We start from the raw sequence: 14,951 nt of genomic DNA, 5'->3' as shown, positions 1-14,951 counted from the left end.
TGAGGCAAGTGCCGGCGGATGACGTACGACGACGGACGCTCGCCCTGGCGATCGCCGGCGCGCTGGTGGTCCTCGCCGTCGCCCTGGCCCTGTTTCGCCCGGCACCGGCGGCCGGCCCGCCCCTGCCCACCCCGTCGGGGGCGTCTGACGCCCCGACCGCAACCCAACCCATCCGGTCCGCATCAGCCAGCGCGGATGCTGCCCCCGGCACTGCGCCGCCGGCAGAAACGGACACGCCCGAAGCGGGCGGGACACCGGTGGAACCTCCAGCCACGATCCCGCCGGCCGGGCCCTCCGAGGTACCGGATGAACCGGTGGCACCCCCGGCACCCCCGGCTCCCCCGGCTCCCCCGCTCCCGGAGTTTCCCGAAGCCCTCCGCGGCCAGGACCTCACAGTCGTTCCCGGGGCAGGCCCCAACGTCGCACTCACCTTCGATGCCGGAGCCAACGCGGCAGGGCTGGCTGGAATCCTGTCCACCCTCGCGGCCAAGGGCGTTGCCGGCACTTTCTTCCTGACCGGAAACTGGGCTGCCAGCAACCCGCAGGGAGTGGCACAGATTGCCGCAGCCGGGCACCGGGTGGCAAACCATTCCATGACGCATCCAGGGTTCACCGGGCTGGCAGGGGACGCCATCGTCAACGAGGTGCGAAGTGCAGAACAGGCCATCCTGGCCGCGGGCGCCGACCCCAGGCCCCTGTTCCGGTTCCCCTACGGCGACCGTGATGCGCGGACCATCGCGGCCGTCAACGCCCTGGGATATGTGGCTGTTCGATGGACGGTGGACACTTTGGGGTGGAAAGGAACCAGTGGCGGCGCCAGCGTCCAGTCGGTGGCCGACCGTGTCCAGGCCGGGCTGCAGCCCGGGGAGATCGTCCTGATGCACATCGGTTCAAACCCCGACGACGGCACCACGCTCGACGCGGACGCCCTCCCCCGGGTCATCGACCGCATCAGGGCCGCTGGCTACGGTTTTGTCACTCTCGATGCCCTGCTGGCGCGCTAGCCTCCGGCCGCACCACCATCATGGGCAACAAGACGCCGGCAGGGACCACCCCGGCAGGCACCCCGGGCCCGGCCCACCATGGACTGCCCGTCCACGAAGTGGTGCTGCTGTTTGGCACGGACACCGCCACAGGCCTGGACCCGGCCGAGGTGGTCCGCCGGCGGGCGCAGTTCGGCGCGAACATGCTTCCCCGGTCACGGCGCGGGGGTATTGCCGGCAAACTCGGGCGCCAGTTCAACAACCCGCTGGTTTACGTCCTGCTGGCGTCCGCCGCGGTGACCGCGTTCCTTCGCGGGTTCCTGGACGCCGGGGTGATCCTCGCCGTGGTTCTGGTCAATACGCTCATCGGTTTCATCCAGGAGGTTCGGGCCGACGCGGCCCTCCATGCCCTCCACTCCATGGTTCGCACCCATGCGGCAGTCGTGCGGCGCGGCGAAAGGTTGAGCATTCCCTCCGAAGACCTGGTGCCCGGAGACCTGGTGCTGCTGGAAGCGGGTGACAGGGTCCCCGCCGACCTGCGTCTGGTCCGCCTTTCAGCGATGCGGGTGGATGAATCCGCCCTGAGCGGCGAATCCGAACCGGTTGCCAAGGACCAGGTGGTGCTCCCCCGGTCCACACCCGTGGCAGACCGGCGGAACATGCTGTACAGCGGCACGTTGGTGACTGCCGGAACCGGGGCAGGGATCGTCGTCGCTATCGGCGGCGAAACCGAACTCGGCGAAATCCACCGGCTCATCGACGACATCCGGCCCGAGGCCACGCCCCTTACGCGCAAGCTGGCACGGTTCAGCACAACGCTTACCGCGGCCATCCTTGCCCTGGCGGGCGTGGCTTTCCTTGCCGGCGTGGCACGCGGTGAACCGCCCGAAGAAATGTTCACCGCAGCCGTCGCCCTTGCCGTTGGGGCCATCCCCGAAGGCCTGCCAGCCGCTGTCACGGTGGCCCTTGCCATCGGCGTCCGCCGGATGGCGAGGCGCCGTGCCGTGGTCCGCCGGCTTCCGGTTGTGGAGACGATCGGCAGTGTCACCGTGATCTGTTCGGACAAAACAGGAACCTTCACCGAAAACCAGATGACCGTCCGAGTCCTCTGGACCCCTGCCGGCAGGTATGGCGTGACAGGCACCGGCTACAGCCCGGAGGGACACATCATTCCCCCAAGCACCATCCACACCGGCGGCACAGCGCAGCCGCCGGTGTGCCTGGGGCGCGACGGGATCCGGGACGAGGCACTGCGGTGGTGCCTCCTGGCCGGGGCAGCCTGCAATGACGCCGGTGTCCGCCGCGAGGGAGCAACCTGGCAGGTGCGCGGAGATCCCACCGAGGCCGCGATGCTGGTGGCCGCCGGGAAGGGAGGCATCTCGCTTGCGGAGTTCCTCGCCCGCTCGCCGCGGCACGCCGAACTGGCCTTTACTCCTGAGCGCCAGTTCATGGCCACGATGCATCGCTCCGCCCATCCGGACGGTACCGGATTCGTGTTTGTCAAAGGTGCCGTGGAACGTGTCCTTGAACTCTGCGGTAGCGAGATGGACGCACAAGGCGGCGCCAGGCCGCTCCGCAGGCAGGCCGTGGTCAATGCTGCACATGCGCTCGCCGACGGTGGACTGCGTGTGCTGGCAACGGCCATGATGCGCCTCCCCGCGGCTACCGGAGCCCTTGACGGCACGGAGTTGGAAGGACGCATGACCCTGACCGGGCTCCAGGCAATGCACGATCCCCCGCGTGAAGCGGCGGCATCGTCAGTCCTGGCGTGCCGACGCGCCGGGGTGGCCGTCAAGATGATCACCGGCGACCACGTCCGGACCGCCCTGACTGTCGCCGCGGCGGTAGGGCTGACCAACGGTCCAGAACCCGGAGCAGCGCTCACCGGCGCGGAGCTGGACACCATTCCAGCCGACCGGCTGCCGGATGCGGTGGAACGCGCCACGGTGTTCGCCCGGGTTTCCCCGGAACAGAAGCTCCGCCTTATTCAGGCCCTCCAGTCCCGGGGCCATGTGGCGGCCATGACCGGGGACGGCGTCAACGATGCGCCCGCCCTCCGGCAGGCCAATGTTGGCATATCCATGGGGCGCAGCGGAACCGAGGTGGCCAAGGAAGCCTCGGACATTGTCCTGACGGATGACGACTTTGCCACCATTGAGGCTGCCGTTGAAGAAGGACGGAACGTTTTCGACAACCTGGTCAAGTTCATGGTCTGGACCCTGCCAACCAACATGGCAGAGGGGCTGGTGATCCTGGCGGCCATCCTGGCGGGCGGGACGCTCCCCATCCTCCCTACCCAGATCCTCTGGATAAACATGACCACAGCCGTTGCCCTTGGGCTGATGCTCGCCTTCGAACCGAAAGAGCCCGGACTGATGACCCGGCCGCCGAGGGCACCGGACCGTCCGTTCCTGACCTGGGCCCTCACCGTGCGCGTCATGCTCGTCTCAGCGCTCCTGGTCGCGGGCACCTGGTGGCTCTTTGGCCACGAGCTCACCGTCGGTGCATCCGTTGCCCAGGCCCGGACGTCCGCCGTGAATCTCTTCGTGGCCGTTGAGGTCTCCTACCTCTTCAGCTGCCGGTCCCTTACCCGGCCGGCCTGGCGGATCAGGCCATTCGGCAACCGCTGGCTCCTCCTCGGGGTGGGCCTCCAGTCCGCCGGACAGGTGGCCCTCACCTACGTTCCCCTCATGAACGAACTCTTCCATACCGCCCCCATCGGACTGGATGCCTGGCTGCGGATCCTCGGCCTGGCCATGCTCGCATCCTTGGCGGTCGCCGTCGACAAGCGCCTGCGCCGGCAGGGTTTCTAGATCGTTTTCCCGCTGGCTCACGAGCGGCGGCGGATCTGCCGGCGCAGGGCTCCGGTGCTGGCCGGAACGGGACTAATGGCTCTGCCTGCGCCCACCCCGCAATCCAATACTGGAAGGGAAGGCAGCCGGTTGGCGGCGGCCTTCTGTGAATCGGAGGTCGGGGAAGTGTACGGCTGGAACGACGGCATGGGCCTGTGGGGCTATGCCCTGATGAGCATCAGCATGCTGGTGGTCTGGGGAGCGATCATCACCGGCATTGTGCTGCTGGCCCGATCATTGCGGGCCCCCTCCCCGCACAATCCACAGCCTCCGTCTCCGCGGATGGCGGAAGACCTGCTGGCGGAGCGTTTCGCCCGCGGGGAGATCGACGTTGCGGAGTACCAGAACAGGCTGGCCGTCCTGCGCGGCCACCCGGGCACCTGAGCCAAAGTCCGCAGGAAACGGACACGGAGAGCCCACGATGCCTCTTTCCGAATTCGAGAAAAGGGAACTCGAACTGATCGGGCACGGCCTGGAGCAAGACGACCCCAGGCTCGCCGTACTGCTGAACCACGACGCCTTCGCCTTGTCCCGCCGGACAAGCTTCCGGCGCGCAGTGGTGCTCTTCGCGGCCGGGGTCTGCATCCTCCTGCTTGGCCTGGTGGCCCACGCCCCTGTCGTTGGTATTGCCGGCTTCACGGTGATGAACGGTGCCGGGTACTGGGCCATCAAAGATCTGCACTGGTCGCCGCGGAAGGCAGCCCCGCACGCCACCCGGATGGAAGGCACCACCAGCGAATAGCAGGACGACGCCGGCGTCCCGGCTGTGCGGGGCCAAGCGTCCCGGGCGGCATCGGGCCAGGCGGGTCGACGTTCAAGCGGGCCGGCGGTGCAGGGCTTCAGGGGCGCTTCAGGGCTGTGCCGTCGCGTCCGTCAGCGCAACTTCTTCCGCGGCACCGGTTTCCGCGGCGTGGACCACGAGTACCGGGCAGTGGGCATGGCTGACAGGGTTGAACTGACCGAGCCAAGGACAAAGCTGCCGTGGCCCCGCCGTCCCACGATCAGGAGCGATGCGGTGCGGCTCGCGTCCAGGAGAACGGGGCCGGGCTTCCCGCGGACCACCCGGGGGTGCACAAAGGGCGGCGCCTGTCCGAATGCGTCCCGGATCGCCTGGCCCAGCACCTGCTCGGCGGCATACTTGAAACCCTCAATGCCTACGGCCAGGTAAATCCCGTAACCGGCCGGGACATCCCAGCACGCCCATGCTTCAACCGGAGCCCCCAGGGGTTCAGCCACCGCCCGCGCCACGCGCAACGCCGCGACGGACGCGTCGGAACCATCAACTGCGACGATGATCCTGGGGCGCCGTTCAGGTGCCGCGGACGGCCCTTGGTTCCCTGCTGTTGTCACATTTCCTCCCGTTGCCCTTCGGACCAAGCGTGGACCGGAGCCGGCCGCCGGACCAGGGCCAAAAGTCATGCGGCATACAGCAGCTCCACGGTCCGGACGGTGCACCCGGCAGCGGCAGGACCGGCGCGGCGGACTTTGGTCCCTTCCGGCGGGGCCGGTTGCGGGTAAGAATGGGGTGTGGCCGCTCCGGGGAGCTGCCCGCACAGGTGCGGTTTGGTCCTGCAAGCGTTTGGGAGCGTGGGTGCACATGCATGAAACTGCCGGCAGTGAAGCCACCGGGTCCTCCGGGCCGGTCCGGGTGTTCATCCTTGACGATCATGAACTTGTCCGGCAGGGCCTGAAGGACCTCCTTGAGGGCGAGGGTTTCGTGGTGGTTGGCGAAAGCGGATCGGCGGCCGAGGCCACCCGCCGTATCCCGGCCCTGCACCCCGACATTGCCGTCCTTGACGGGCGCCTTCCCGACGGCACCGGAATTGAGGTGTGCCGCGACGTCAGGTCCCTTGATCCACGCCTGCATTGCCTGATCCTCACAAGTTACGACGACGAGCAGGCCCTTCGCGGCGCCGTCCTCGCCGGCGCATCCGGGTACATCCTGAAGCAGATCAGGAGCGATGACCTCCTGGCCGGCATCCGGAGGGCGGCGGCGGGCGAGTCCCTGTTCGAACCGGGCGTTGAGCAACGGATCATCGCGGGCCTTTCCACAGCACCCACGGACCCCCGCCTGGACGGGCTGAGCACCCAGGAAAAGAAAGTGCTCGCCCTGATCGGCCAGGGCCTGACCAACAGGCAGATTGGCGATGAACTGTTCCTGGCGGAAAAGACGGTCAAGAACTACGTCTCGTCCATCCTGGCCAAGCTCGGTTTTGAACGGCGGACGCAGGCCGCCGTCTACGTCACCCGGAACAGTACGGACGGCGCCTGACCGGGTACCCCCAACAGGGGTGCCGCGCCGCCGGCCGACGCGCACTCAGGACAGGCGGGCAACCCATTTCACTGACGTGCCCTCGCCGGGGATGCTGTCGATGTCGCAGCGGCCGCCAAGGAGCCCGGCGCGATAGCGCATGTTGGCAAGCCCGCTTTCCGTGGCGGGTCCGCTGAATCCATGGCCGTTGTCCTTAATGCACAGCTGGACGTCATCGCCGGAAACGGTGAGGCTGACCTGGATCTCCTCGGCACCGGAGTGCCGCAACGCGTTACTGAGCGCTTCGGAGAGCACGGGCAGCAGTTGGGCAGCCAAATCTTCCCTGACCGAATCCACCGGACCGTCGAGCGACACCTTGGGAATCAGCCCGTAGCTGCGCGAGCTTTCCCGGACAACCCGGAGGATCCGGCCGGTGAGGGGTTCCCGTTCCACATCTGCCGTGCGAAGCGAGTAAATGGTGTCCCGCAGCTTGCGGATGGTGTCATCAAGTTCCTTGGTGACCGCAGCAATTCGATCATGGGCCACGGGGTCTGTGGTGAAGCGTCGCAGGCTTTGGATGCTCAGGCCGGCAGCAAACAACCGCTGGATGACAAGGTCGTGCAGGTCGCGGGCAATCCGTTCCCGATCCGTCAGGAGCAGGTCCTGCTCGCGCAGGGCACTCACGCGTGCCAGGTCCAGGGCCAAGCCGATCCTGCTCCCAAAGATCGAACTGGATTCGGCGTCAGCCTGGGTAAAAGCGGCAGCTCCGTGGGCACGGGCCAGGACAAGCACCCCGTTGCCGCTGTTGCCGTGCCCCAGTTGGCAGACAAGGACAGGCCCCAGCGTTTCGACAATCGCGTGCTCAAAGACCTGGCGCGGCTCCGGAGCCACGAAAGATTCGCCGGTTGCGAAGACTCCGGTTACTGCACTGGAAACCACCAGTTCCTGCCCTGCCTTGATGCCCTGCACGCCAAGGCACGACCGGCACCGGATCACGCCGTCGCCGGCCGGAACTCCGATGAAGGCCACCGAGGCGTCGGCTGCCTTGAGGGCGGTCCCGGCCACAATATCCAGGCTTTCCGCATCCCCTGCATGGGGCTCCATGATCAGTCGGCTGCTCAGCTCCATGCCGGCCTCCAGCCATTTCTGCCGGCGGCTGCTGTCTTCAAAGAGGCGGGCGTTCTGGATCGCGACCCCGGCTGCGGCCGCCAAAGCCACTGCTAGGTCTTCGTCTTCCTGCGTGAAATCAACGCCGCCCTGCTTTTCGGTCAGGTACAGGTTTCCGAATACCTCGTCCCGGACGCGGACCGGCACACCCAGGAATGTCCTCATCGGCGGATGGTTGGGTGGAAAACCCGACGCTATGGGGTGCTGGCCGAGGTCATGAAGGCGCAGCGGCTTGGGTTCGCGGATCAGGAGCCCGAGGACACCGTGCCCGGTGGGCAGGTCTCCGATGGAACGGATGCCCGCCTCATCAATTCCCACCGTGATGAAGTGGCTGAGCCGGCGGTCCTCGCCAATGACACCAAGCGCCCCGTAGCCGGCACCCACCAGGGCGCAGGCAGACCGCACCAGCCGGTCCAGGACCGCTTCAAGGCTCAGGTCCTCCGCGACGGCTATGACGGCCGCCAAGAGGCCGTTGATCCGCTCGCGGGTATCCAGCAGCAGGTCTTCCATCTGGTCCCGCATTGGGGAGCGCCACGGCTGCTCAGTGCTCACGTCCCACCTCCGGCGGCAAAAGCCCGCAAGGCAGCAGGCCCGTAGCGCGAATCAAGTGTTCGAAGACATCCTCTGGCAGTAGTCTAGGGGCCGCGTCAACCGCAGGCAGTCCCTGCCGTTGACGCTGAGTCCGGCTCACCGCCGCCAGCCCCCTGTACCGGCGGGACCTTCTCCCCTACCGGCCGAATGATCGCGGACCTAGGCTACGGCCATGAACACAGCAGGGGCAGATCCGGAAATCAAGGAACTCGGTGTCCACGATTGTTGGAAACTCCTTCATTCCACATCCGTTTGCAGGATCGCGTTCACGGACGGCAACTCGGTCGAGAACTTTCCCATGAACTTTGTCACCACCAACGGAACCCTGCTGATGCGGACGGGTGGGGCAACAAAACTCTCCTCCTTCGACGGCAAGGCCGTGGCTGTTGAGGCGGACGGCATGAACCAGTACGGAACCATCGCGTGGAGTGTCATCCTCAAGGGGCACGCCACAGTGGTTTCCGATGCCGAGGAGACCCAGGACGCCATGGATGCCGGACTCTCACCGTGGCAACCGGGCCAGAAGAACACCCTGATCCGGGTTACGCCCCACGACATCAGCGGCCGGAGGTTCGTCATCGCGGCACCTACGCACTGGTGGCCGCCCCGGGAGCCGGCAGCGGACTGAAGATCGCAGCGGCCAGGAACCCGACTTTCGACCTCGCCCCATCCAACGCCACAACACTCCAAAGGATGGCCCCCATGGCACCTGCCAAGCCAATCGCCGTCGGCATCACCAACACACCGGCGTCCGACGCCGCCCTGATGTGGGCCGCCGCACGGGCCGACAGGCTCAAGGCTCCCCTCGCCGTCGTCACCGTGGTCGATGACCGGTGGATGGCCTCCGAAGTACTGCCCTACTTCGAGGTGTTGCGTGAATCAGGCCTGGGCCTGCTCAAGGAGGCCGGCGAGAAGGTCAGTGCCGCCTACCCGGGGCTGAGCCTTTCGCTGAAACTCCTCGAAGGAGGGGTGGGCTCGGCGCTGGGCGCATACTCGAAAGAGGCCGCAATGCTTGTCCTGGGTACCAGCGGCCACTCACGTGGCGCACTGACAGACCGTGCCCTCCAGGCTGCTGCAACGGCCGAATGTCCGGTTGCGGTCATCGGCGGGGGGCAAGAGGACGGCCGCGGCGTGTTCGTGGGGGTGGACGGTTCCGAGGAGTCAACGCAGGCGGTGGCCTACGCTGCCGCCGAGGCCGACATGCTGGGCGAGGAGCTGACGGTCCTCTACGCGTTCACCGGGCCCAACCGTTGGATCGCGGCGGGACTGCCCTCAAGCAGTTTTGCCACCCATGTGCTCGAGGAGGAGCAGATTGTCCTGGGCGAAACGGAGGCAGGCCTGCGGCAGGACTACCCTGACCTCACCGTGCACACGGTGATGGAAACCGTCGTGGAGCCCGCGGCTGCCCTGGTCCGGGCCGCCTCCGGGGCGCGCCTGCTGGTGCTGGGCAGCCGCGGCAAGGGCGGCTTCGAGCGGCTGTTGCTGGGCTCCACGGTGCACGCGGTGCTGGCACAGCCGCCATGCCCCACCATCATCACGCGGATGCACGTACCGCAGCACGGCGATTGAGCGCGCCCGCTTGGTGGAGCATGCCATGCCGGCCGCCGGGAAAGCCGGGGCCTCCGCCCTCGATGTGGAGGGCCGCCGTGCCCGTGAGGGGCTGACCACCGGTGAAGTCCAGGAGCGGACCGCTGCCGGCCGGATCAACAGCGTGCCCACGGCCACCAGCCGAACGGTCAGGGCGATCGTCCAGGCGAACGTGTTGACGCTTTTCAACGCCGTTGTGGGCGGCTGTTTCATCCTGCTGTTCGTCCTGGGCCAGTGGCGTGACGCCCTCTTTGGGTTGTCGGCCATCAGCAACTCGTTGATCGGGATAGTCCAGGAGTACCGGGCCAAGCGTTCGCTCGACCGGTTGGCCATCACGCAGGCGGCGACGAACACGGTGATAAGAAACGGCGCACGGGAACGGATCCCGTCGGCGGGGCTGGTCCCCGACGATACCGTCGTCCTGGCCGGCGGCGACCAGGTCACGGCTGACCTCCTGCTGCTGGGCGGAGCCTCACTGGAGGTGGACGAATCCTTGTTGACCGGCGAATCCGAGCCGGTTCCCAAGATGGGCGGCGCCGTGCTGCTCTCCGGGTCGCTGATCCTGGCGGGCAGCGGCCGGGCCACCGTGCTCAGGGTGGGGCCGGATACGTTCGCGTACCGCCTCGCGGCGGAGGCACGCCGGTTCTCGCTGGTCACGTCGGAGATCCGCAGGGGCCTGGGGAAGGTCTTCGTCGTCATCACATGGTTGCTGCTGCCCACTGCGTTGCTGCTGGTAAACGCGCAGATGCAGGACCGGGGCGGGTGGACGGGTGCCTTCGGCTCGGGGCGGTGGATCCCGGCCGTGGTGGGGGCTGTGGCCGGGATCATGGCGATGATCCCCCTCGGCCTGCTGCTGATGACCAGCGTGGCATTCGCCGTTGGAGGCCTCCGGCTGGCACGCCAAAAGGTCCTGATCCAGGAGCTGGCGGCCGTGGAAGTGCTGGCGAGGGTGGATGTCCTGTGCCTCGACAAGACGGGCACGCTGTCCTCAGGCTCCATGGTGTTCGACGCCGTCCACGCTCAGGGGGCCTTCCGGGCAGCACGCTGGCAGCCGGTGCTGGAGTGGTTCGGGGCCCAATCGGAAGGCGGCAGCACTGCAGCGGCCATTGGTGCGGCTTTTCCCGCGGCCCCGCCGCTGGCGGAACGGTCCGCCATCCCCTTCTCGTCCGCCCGGAAATGGAGTTCTGTCACTGTGGGGCCGGAATCCGGCGCGGCCGGCACGTGGATCCTCGGCGCACCGGACGCCGTCCTCGGAGGCTCCCCTGGTTGCGCGGCGGCACACAGGGAGGCCGCCGCCCTGGCCTCCACCGGCCTTCGGACGCTGGCCTTGGCCTACCTTCCGGACATCCTGCCGCCGGACGCGGGCGAGACGGGTCTCCCCACGACACTGGAGCCGGTGCTGCTGATAACTTTCCGCGAAAGAATCCGGGCGGACGCCGCCGCGACACTGGACTACTTCCGACGGCAAGGCGTCACCGTGAAGATCATCTCCGGTGACGACCCCCGGACGGTGGCGGCCCTGGCACGGGGAGTTGGCTTCGGCAAGCGGGCCGCGTACGACGCACGCCTCCTTCCCGGGGATCCGGCCCAACTGGAGGACATAGTGGACGCGCAGAGCCTCTTTGGCAGCGTCACGCCGTCCCAAAAGCGGGATCTGGTCAGGGCCCTGAAGCGGCGCGGGCACACGGTGGCCATGACCGGAGACGGCGTCAACGACGTCCTGGCACTGAAAGAGGCGGACCTGGGCATCGCCATGGACTCGGCCTCGCCGGCCACCAAGGCGGTGGCCCGGCTGGTTCTCCTTGACGGCCGCTTCGAAAGGCTGCCCGCGGTGGTGGATGAGGGGCGCCGGGCGATCAGCAATATCGAGCGGGTTTCCTTGGTATTCCTCAGCAAGACCGTCTACGCCACGGTCATCTCCGTGGTGTGCGGCATCCTGCTGCTGGCCTTTCCGTTCCTGCCACGGCAGTTGTCCGCACTCGACGGCTTGACCATCGGCCTGCCGGCCTTCTTCCTGGCCCTGCAGCCGGGCGGCGAGCGCTACGCCCCCGGGTTCCTCCGCCGTTCCCTGGCCTTTGCCGTGCCGGCGGGATTCTGCACCGCCGTGTGCGTTTTGGCCGTCAGCGCACTCGCCACAGGCTTCGGCGGGCACACCCGGGAGAACGCGCAGTCCGCAGCCACCGTAACCTTGGGTCTGTTGGCTGCGTGGATCCTGGTGATGGCGTCGCGGCCGCTCAACGGCACCAAGGTCCTGATCCTGGCCGGTATGTACGCGGGCCTGGTCCTCCTGTTCAGTGTGCCCCTGACCCGGCATTTCTTCCGGGTGGATTGGCCTCCCCCGGGCCTGCTGGCCCTCGCGGTCGGGGTTGGCCTGGCAGGCTGCGCGGCCATCGAAGGGGTGGGCCGGTTTACCCGGCACAGGCGCGCCCGTGCCGGGTGAACCGGCGCTGGGACCTTGGACTCTGGCTGCTGTCCTGCCAAGAGGGGATGGTGGAAATGCCGGGCGATCCGATGGTCCGGCTTCCACTTGAGCAGGAGGCAGTAATGACTGACCTGATGAAATGGTTCGATTCACGGCGCTCACCCTTGGACGTCATCGAACGGCTTTTCGAAGGTGACGTGGGAACTTCCGCCATCCGGGTGGAGGAGATGGTGGACGGCAATACCCTCGTAGTACGGGCTGAGCTGCCCGGCATCGACCCCGAAAAGGATGTTGACGTCACCGTTTCCGACGGCGTGCTGTCCATCAAGGCGCAGCGGGAGGAAAAGAAGGAACACAAGGACAAGGGCAGTTACCGCTCCGAGTTCCGGTACGGGTCCTTCGTCCGGCGTATTCCGCTTCCCGGTGGCGTCCAACAGGCGGACGTCACCGCCGCCTACAAGGACGGCGTCCTGGAGGTCCGCGCCCCGATGCCTGACCAGGCGGTCGAAGCCAGCGCGTCGAAGATCCCCATCACCAGGGGCTGAGCAGCGCCGGGCGGACGACGCCGGTGCCTGGCCCCCGCGGGGACCAGGCACTTTTTATGTCCAGCTGGCTTAGGACGCCTTGCCGGCCGCAGCTTCAGCTGCGGCGATGACCGGAACTGTTTTGACGTAGGTGTCCGGGTTCAACGAAACGGAGTCGATGCCCTGGCCGACCAGGAATTCGGCAAGGTCCGGATGGTTGCTGGGCCCCTGCCCGCAGATTCCGATCTTGATGCCGGCCGCGTGGGCTTTGCGGATGGCCTCGGCAATGAGCGCCGTCACGGCGGGGTCGCGTTCATCGAAGAGGCCGGCAAGCTCCTCGGAGTCGCGGTCCACTCCCAGGACCAGCTGGGTAAGGTCGTTGGACCCGATGGAGAAGCCGTCAAAGCGCTTGGCGAATTCCTCGGCCAGGACCACGTTGGATGGGATCTCGCACATCATGTAGAGCTGCAGGCCGTCAGCGCCACGGACCAGGCCGTGCTTCGCCATCGCCTCGATGACCTGGTCCGCTTCGCCGACTGTGCGGCAGAAGGGGACCATGACGATGACATTGCGGAATCCTGCCTGCTCCCGGACCCGTTTGAGGGCCCTGCACTCCAGGGCGAACCCTTCCCTGTAGTGGTTGCTGTAGTAGCGGGAGGCGCCGCGGAAGCCAATCATGGGGTTCTCCTCCGGACGTTCGAAGAACCTGCCGCCCACCAGGTGGCTGTATTCGTTGCTCTTGAAGTCGCTGAGCCGGACGATCACCGGTTTCGGATGGAAGGGAGCCGCGATCTTGGCGATGCCCGTCGCCAGCACGTCCACGAAGTACTCCTGCGGGTCGTCGTAGCCGCTGGTGAGCCGCTTGATGAGGTCTGCTTCCTGCGGATCAGTCACTTTTTCCGGATGGACCAAGGCCATGGGGTGGACGCGGATCAGGCTGTTGATGATGAACTCCATCCGGGCCAGTCCCACCCCGGCTGCAGGCAGACGCCACCATTTGAACGCCGCGGCCGGGCTGGCGATGTTGACCATCACATCCGTTCGGGTGGCGGGAAGACCCGCCATGTCCACATCCTCCACTGAGTACTCCAACAGTCCTTCATAGACGCGCCCCTCCTCCCCTTCCGCGCAGGACAAGGTGACCGGGGCGCCGTCGGACAGTATCTCCGTTGCGTTGCGCGTTCCGACGACGGCCGGCACGCCAAGCTCACGGCTGACGATCGCGGCATGGCTCGTGGTCCCGCCGTGATCGGTGACGATGCCGGCGGCGCGCTTCATGACCGGCACCCAGTCGGGGTCGGTCATCCGGGTGACCAGCACGGAACCGTCAACGAAAGACTCGATGTCCTTCGCATCGCGGATCACGCACGCCGCGCCCTTGGCGATGGCATCGCCAATCGCCGCCCCGGTTGCCAGGACCGGGCCGGGGTGCAGGAGGTGGTAGGTCCGGAAGGTGGAGGCGCTTCTGCGCGCCTGGACAGTTTCCGGCCGCGCCTGCACCATGAAAAGGTCACCGGTCAGGCCGTCCTTTGCCCACTCCATGTCCATCGGCCGCCCGTAATGCTGTTCGACGGCGGCGGCCCACCGGGCCAGGAGGACAATTTCCGCGTCGCTCAGCACCAGCGAGCGCCGCTCGCGTTCGCTGGTGTCAACGGTCCGGGTCCGTGCATCACCGCCCTGGCTGTACACCATCTTGCGCTCCTTGGCGCCCACGGCCCGTTCGATGACGGGACTGAACCGCGGGTCGGCCAGCAGCGGCTTGAACACCTGGTATTTGTCCGGGTTGATGGTGCCCTGGACCACGGTCTCCCCCAGCCCCCAGGCGGCGCTGATCACCACAACGTCGGGAAAGCCTGATTCGGTGTCAATCGAGAACATCACCCCGGAAGCGCCGACGTCGGACCGGACCATTCTTTGGACCCCCACGGAAAGGGCGACGTCCAGGTGGTCATAGCCCTTCATCTCCCGGTAGCTGATGGCGCGGTCGGTGAACAACGATGCGTAGCAGCGCCTGCAGGCATCAAGGACGCCGCGCTCGCCCGCCACGTTCAGGAAGGTCTCCTGCTGCCCGGCGAAACTGGCATCGGGCAGGTCCTCTGCCGTGGCGCTGCTGCGCACGGCCACGGGCACCTGGGCCTGCCCCGTCCGGCTGCACAGGTCACGGTAGTGTTCCTGGATGTCTGCGGCGATGGCGTCGGGAAAACTCGCTTGCAGGAACAGTTCCCGGATGGCTGCGCCCGCCTGGCGCAGCGTTGCCCGGCCGGCGCGGTGGTCATCCATGTGCTGCCGGATCCCCGGTTCCAGGCCGTTGGCTGCCAGGAAGGTCCGGTAGGCGGCGGCAGTCGTGGCGAATGCTTCGGGAACCCGCACTCCCGAGGATTGAAGGGACCGGCTCAGCTCACCCAGGGATGCGTTCTTGCCGCCAACCGAAGGTATGTCCGCGAGCCCGGTGTCTTCGATCCAGGTGACATTGACGTTGGCCAGGACGGCTTCTGCGGGGGCACTCATGGCTCGATTCTGGCGGCCGCCGGGCAGGGCAGGCAGAGTCTTTGGTCCCGGTGCCGCCCCCTCAGC

At 67.1% G+C, this 14,951-nt stretch carries 11 protein-coding genes and 1 pseudogene; 9 read left to right on the top strand and 3 right to left on the bottom strand.

Going from position 1 to position 14,951, the window contains the following annotated elements; all coding sequences use genetic code 11:
• Nucleotides 1-8 precede the first annotated feature (8 nt).
• The 4 genes from AC4EEO_RS08295 to AC4EEO_RS08280 all read left to right on the top strand — a co-directional run bounded on the left by AC4EEO_RS08295 (nt 9) and on the right by AC4EEO_RS08280 (nt 4,577).
• Nucleotides 9-1,004, top strand: a complete 996-nt coding sequence (locus AC4EEO_RS08295) for a polysaccharide deacetylase family protein (RefSeq protein WP_133831623.1) — start codon at nt 9-11, stop codon at nt 1,002-1,004.
• 20 nt (nt 1,005-1,024) lie between these two features.
• A complete protein-coding gene (locus tag AC4EEO_RS08290; RefSeq protein ID WP_491340255.1) occupies nt 1,025-3,796 on the top strand; it encodes a cation-translocating P-type ATPase in 2,772 nt (923 codons plus the stop codon).
• 75 nt (nt 3,797-3,871) lie between these two features.
• Nucleotides 3,872-4,219, top strand: a complete 348-nt coding sequence (locus tag AC4EEO_RS08285) for an SHOCT domain-containing protein (protein ID WP_491340254.1) — start codon at nt 3,872-3,874, stop codon at nt 4,217-4,219.
• Between the two features lie 37 nt (nt 4,220-4,256).
• Nucleotides 4,257-4,577, top strand: a complete 321-nt coding sequence (locus AC4EEO_RS08280) for a DUF3040 domain-containing protein (RefSeq protein ID WP_018761494.1) — start codon at nt 4,257-4,259, stop codon at nt 4,575-4,577.
• A 108-nt stretch (nt 4,578-4,685) separates the two neighbouring features.
• Here AC4EEO_RS08280 and AC4EEO_RS08275 read toward each other — a convergent pair.
• Nucleotides 4,686-5,185 (bottom strand): annotated as a pseudogene (locus AC4EEO_RS08275) (universal stress protein).
• Between the two features lie 247 nt (nt 5,186-5,432).
• Here AC4EEO_RS08275 and AC4EEO_RS08270 point away from each other — a divergent pair.
• A complete protein-coding gene (locus tag AC4EEO_RS08270) occupies nt 5,433-6,107 on the top strand; it encodes a response regulator (RefSeq protein ID WP_491340253.1) in 675 nt (224 codons plus the stop codon).
• Nucleotides 6,108-6,152: 45 nt separating this feature from the next.
• Here the strand turns inward: AC4EEO_RS08270 and AC4EEO_RS08265 are convergent, their stop codons facing one another.
• Entirely contained in the window at nt 6,153-7,775 is a 1,623-nt protein-coding gene (locus AC4EEO_RS08265) for a GAF domain-containing sensor histidine kinase (RefSeq protein ID WP_491340409.1), read from the bottom strand.
• Nucleotides 7,776-8,016: 241 nt separating this feature from the next.
• On the opposite strand from AC4EEO_RS08265, the gene AC4EEO_RS08260 reads away from it, so the two are divergent.
• The 4 genes from AC4EEO_RS08260 (at nt 8,017) to AC4EEO_RS08245 (ending at nt 12,398) form a co-directional block, all read left to right on the top strand.
• Nucleotides 8,017-8,472, top strand: a complete 456-nt coding sequence (locus AC4EEO_RS08260; protein WP_133831627.1) for a pyridoxamine 5'-phosphate oxidase family protein — start codon at nt 8,017-8,019, stop codon at nt 8,470-8,472.
• Between the two features lie 74 nt (nt 8,473-8,546).
• On the top strand, nt 8,547-9,413 hold the full coding sequence (locus AC4EEO_RS08255; RefSeq protein ID WP_491340252.1) for a universal stress protein: 867 nt from the start codon (nt 8,547-8,549) through the stop codon (nt 9,411-9,413).
• A gap of 25 nt (nt 9,414-9,438) precedes the next feature.
• Nucleotides 9,439-11,871, top strand: a complete 2,433-nt coding sequence (locus AC4EEO_RS08250; RefSeq protein ID WP_491340251.1) for an HAD-IC family P-type ATPase — start codon at nt 9,439-9,441, stop codon at nt 11,869-11,871.
• Nucleotides 11,872-11,975: 104 nt separating this feature from the next.
• On the top strand, nt 11,976-12,398 hold the full coding sequence (locus AC4EEO_RS08245) for an Hsp20/alpha crystallin family protein (RefSeq protein WP_018761501.1): 423 nt from the start codon (nt 11,976-11,978) through the stop codon (nt 12,396-12,398).
• A gap of 69 nt (nt 12,399-12,467) precedes the next feature.
• Here the strand turns inward: AC4EEO_RS08245 and ppsA are convergent, their stop codons facing one another.
• Nucleotides 12,468-14,885 carry a phosphoenolpyruvate synthase gene (ppsA, locus tag AC4EEO_RS08240; protein ID WP_491340250.1) on the bottom strand — a complete coding sequence of 806 codons (2,418 nt, stop codon included), beginning with the start codon at nt 14,883-14,885 and terminating at the stop codon, nt 12,468-12,470.
• Between the last annotated feature and the right edge of the window lie 66 nt (nt 14,886-14,951).

The organism is Pseudarthrobacter sp. MOO13, from assembly GCF_058267655.1.
Note: the sequence above shows the minus strand (reverse complement) of the source record. Positions and strands in the feature narration are given on the sequence as shown.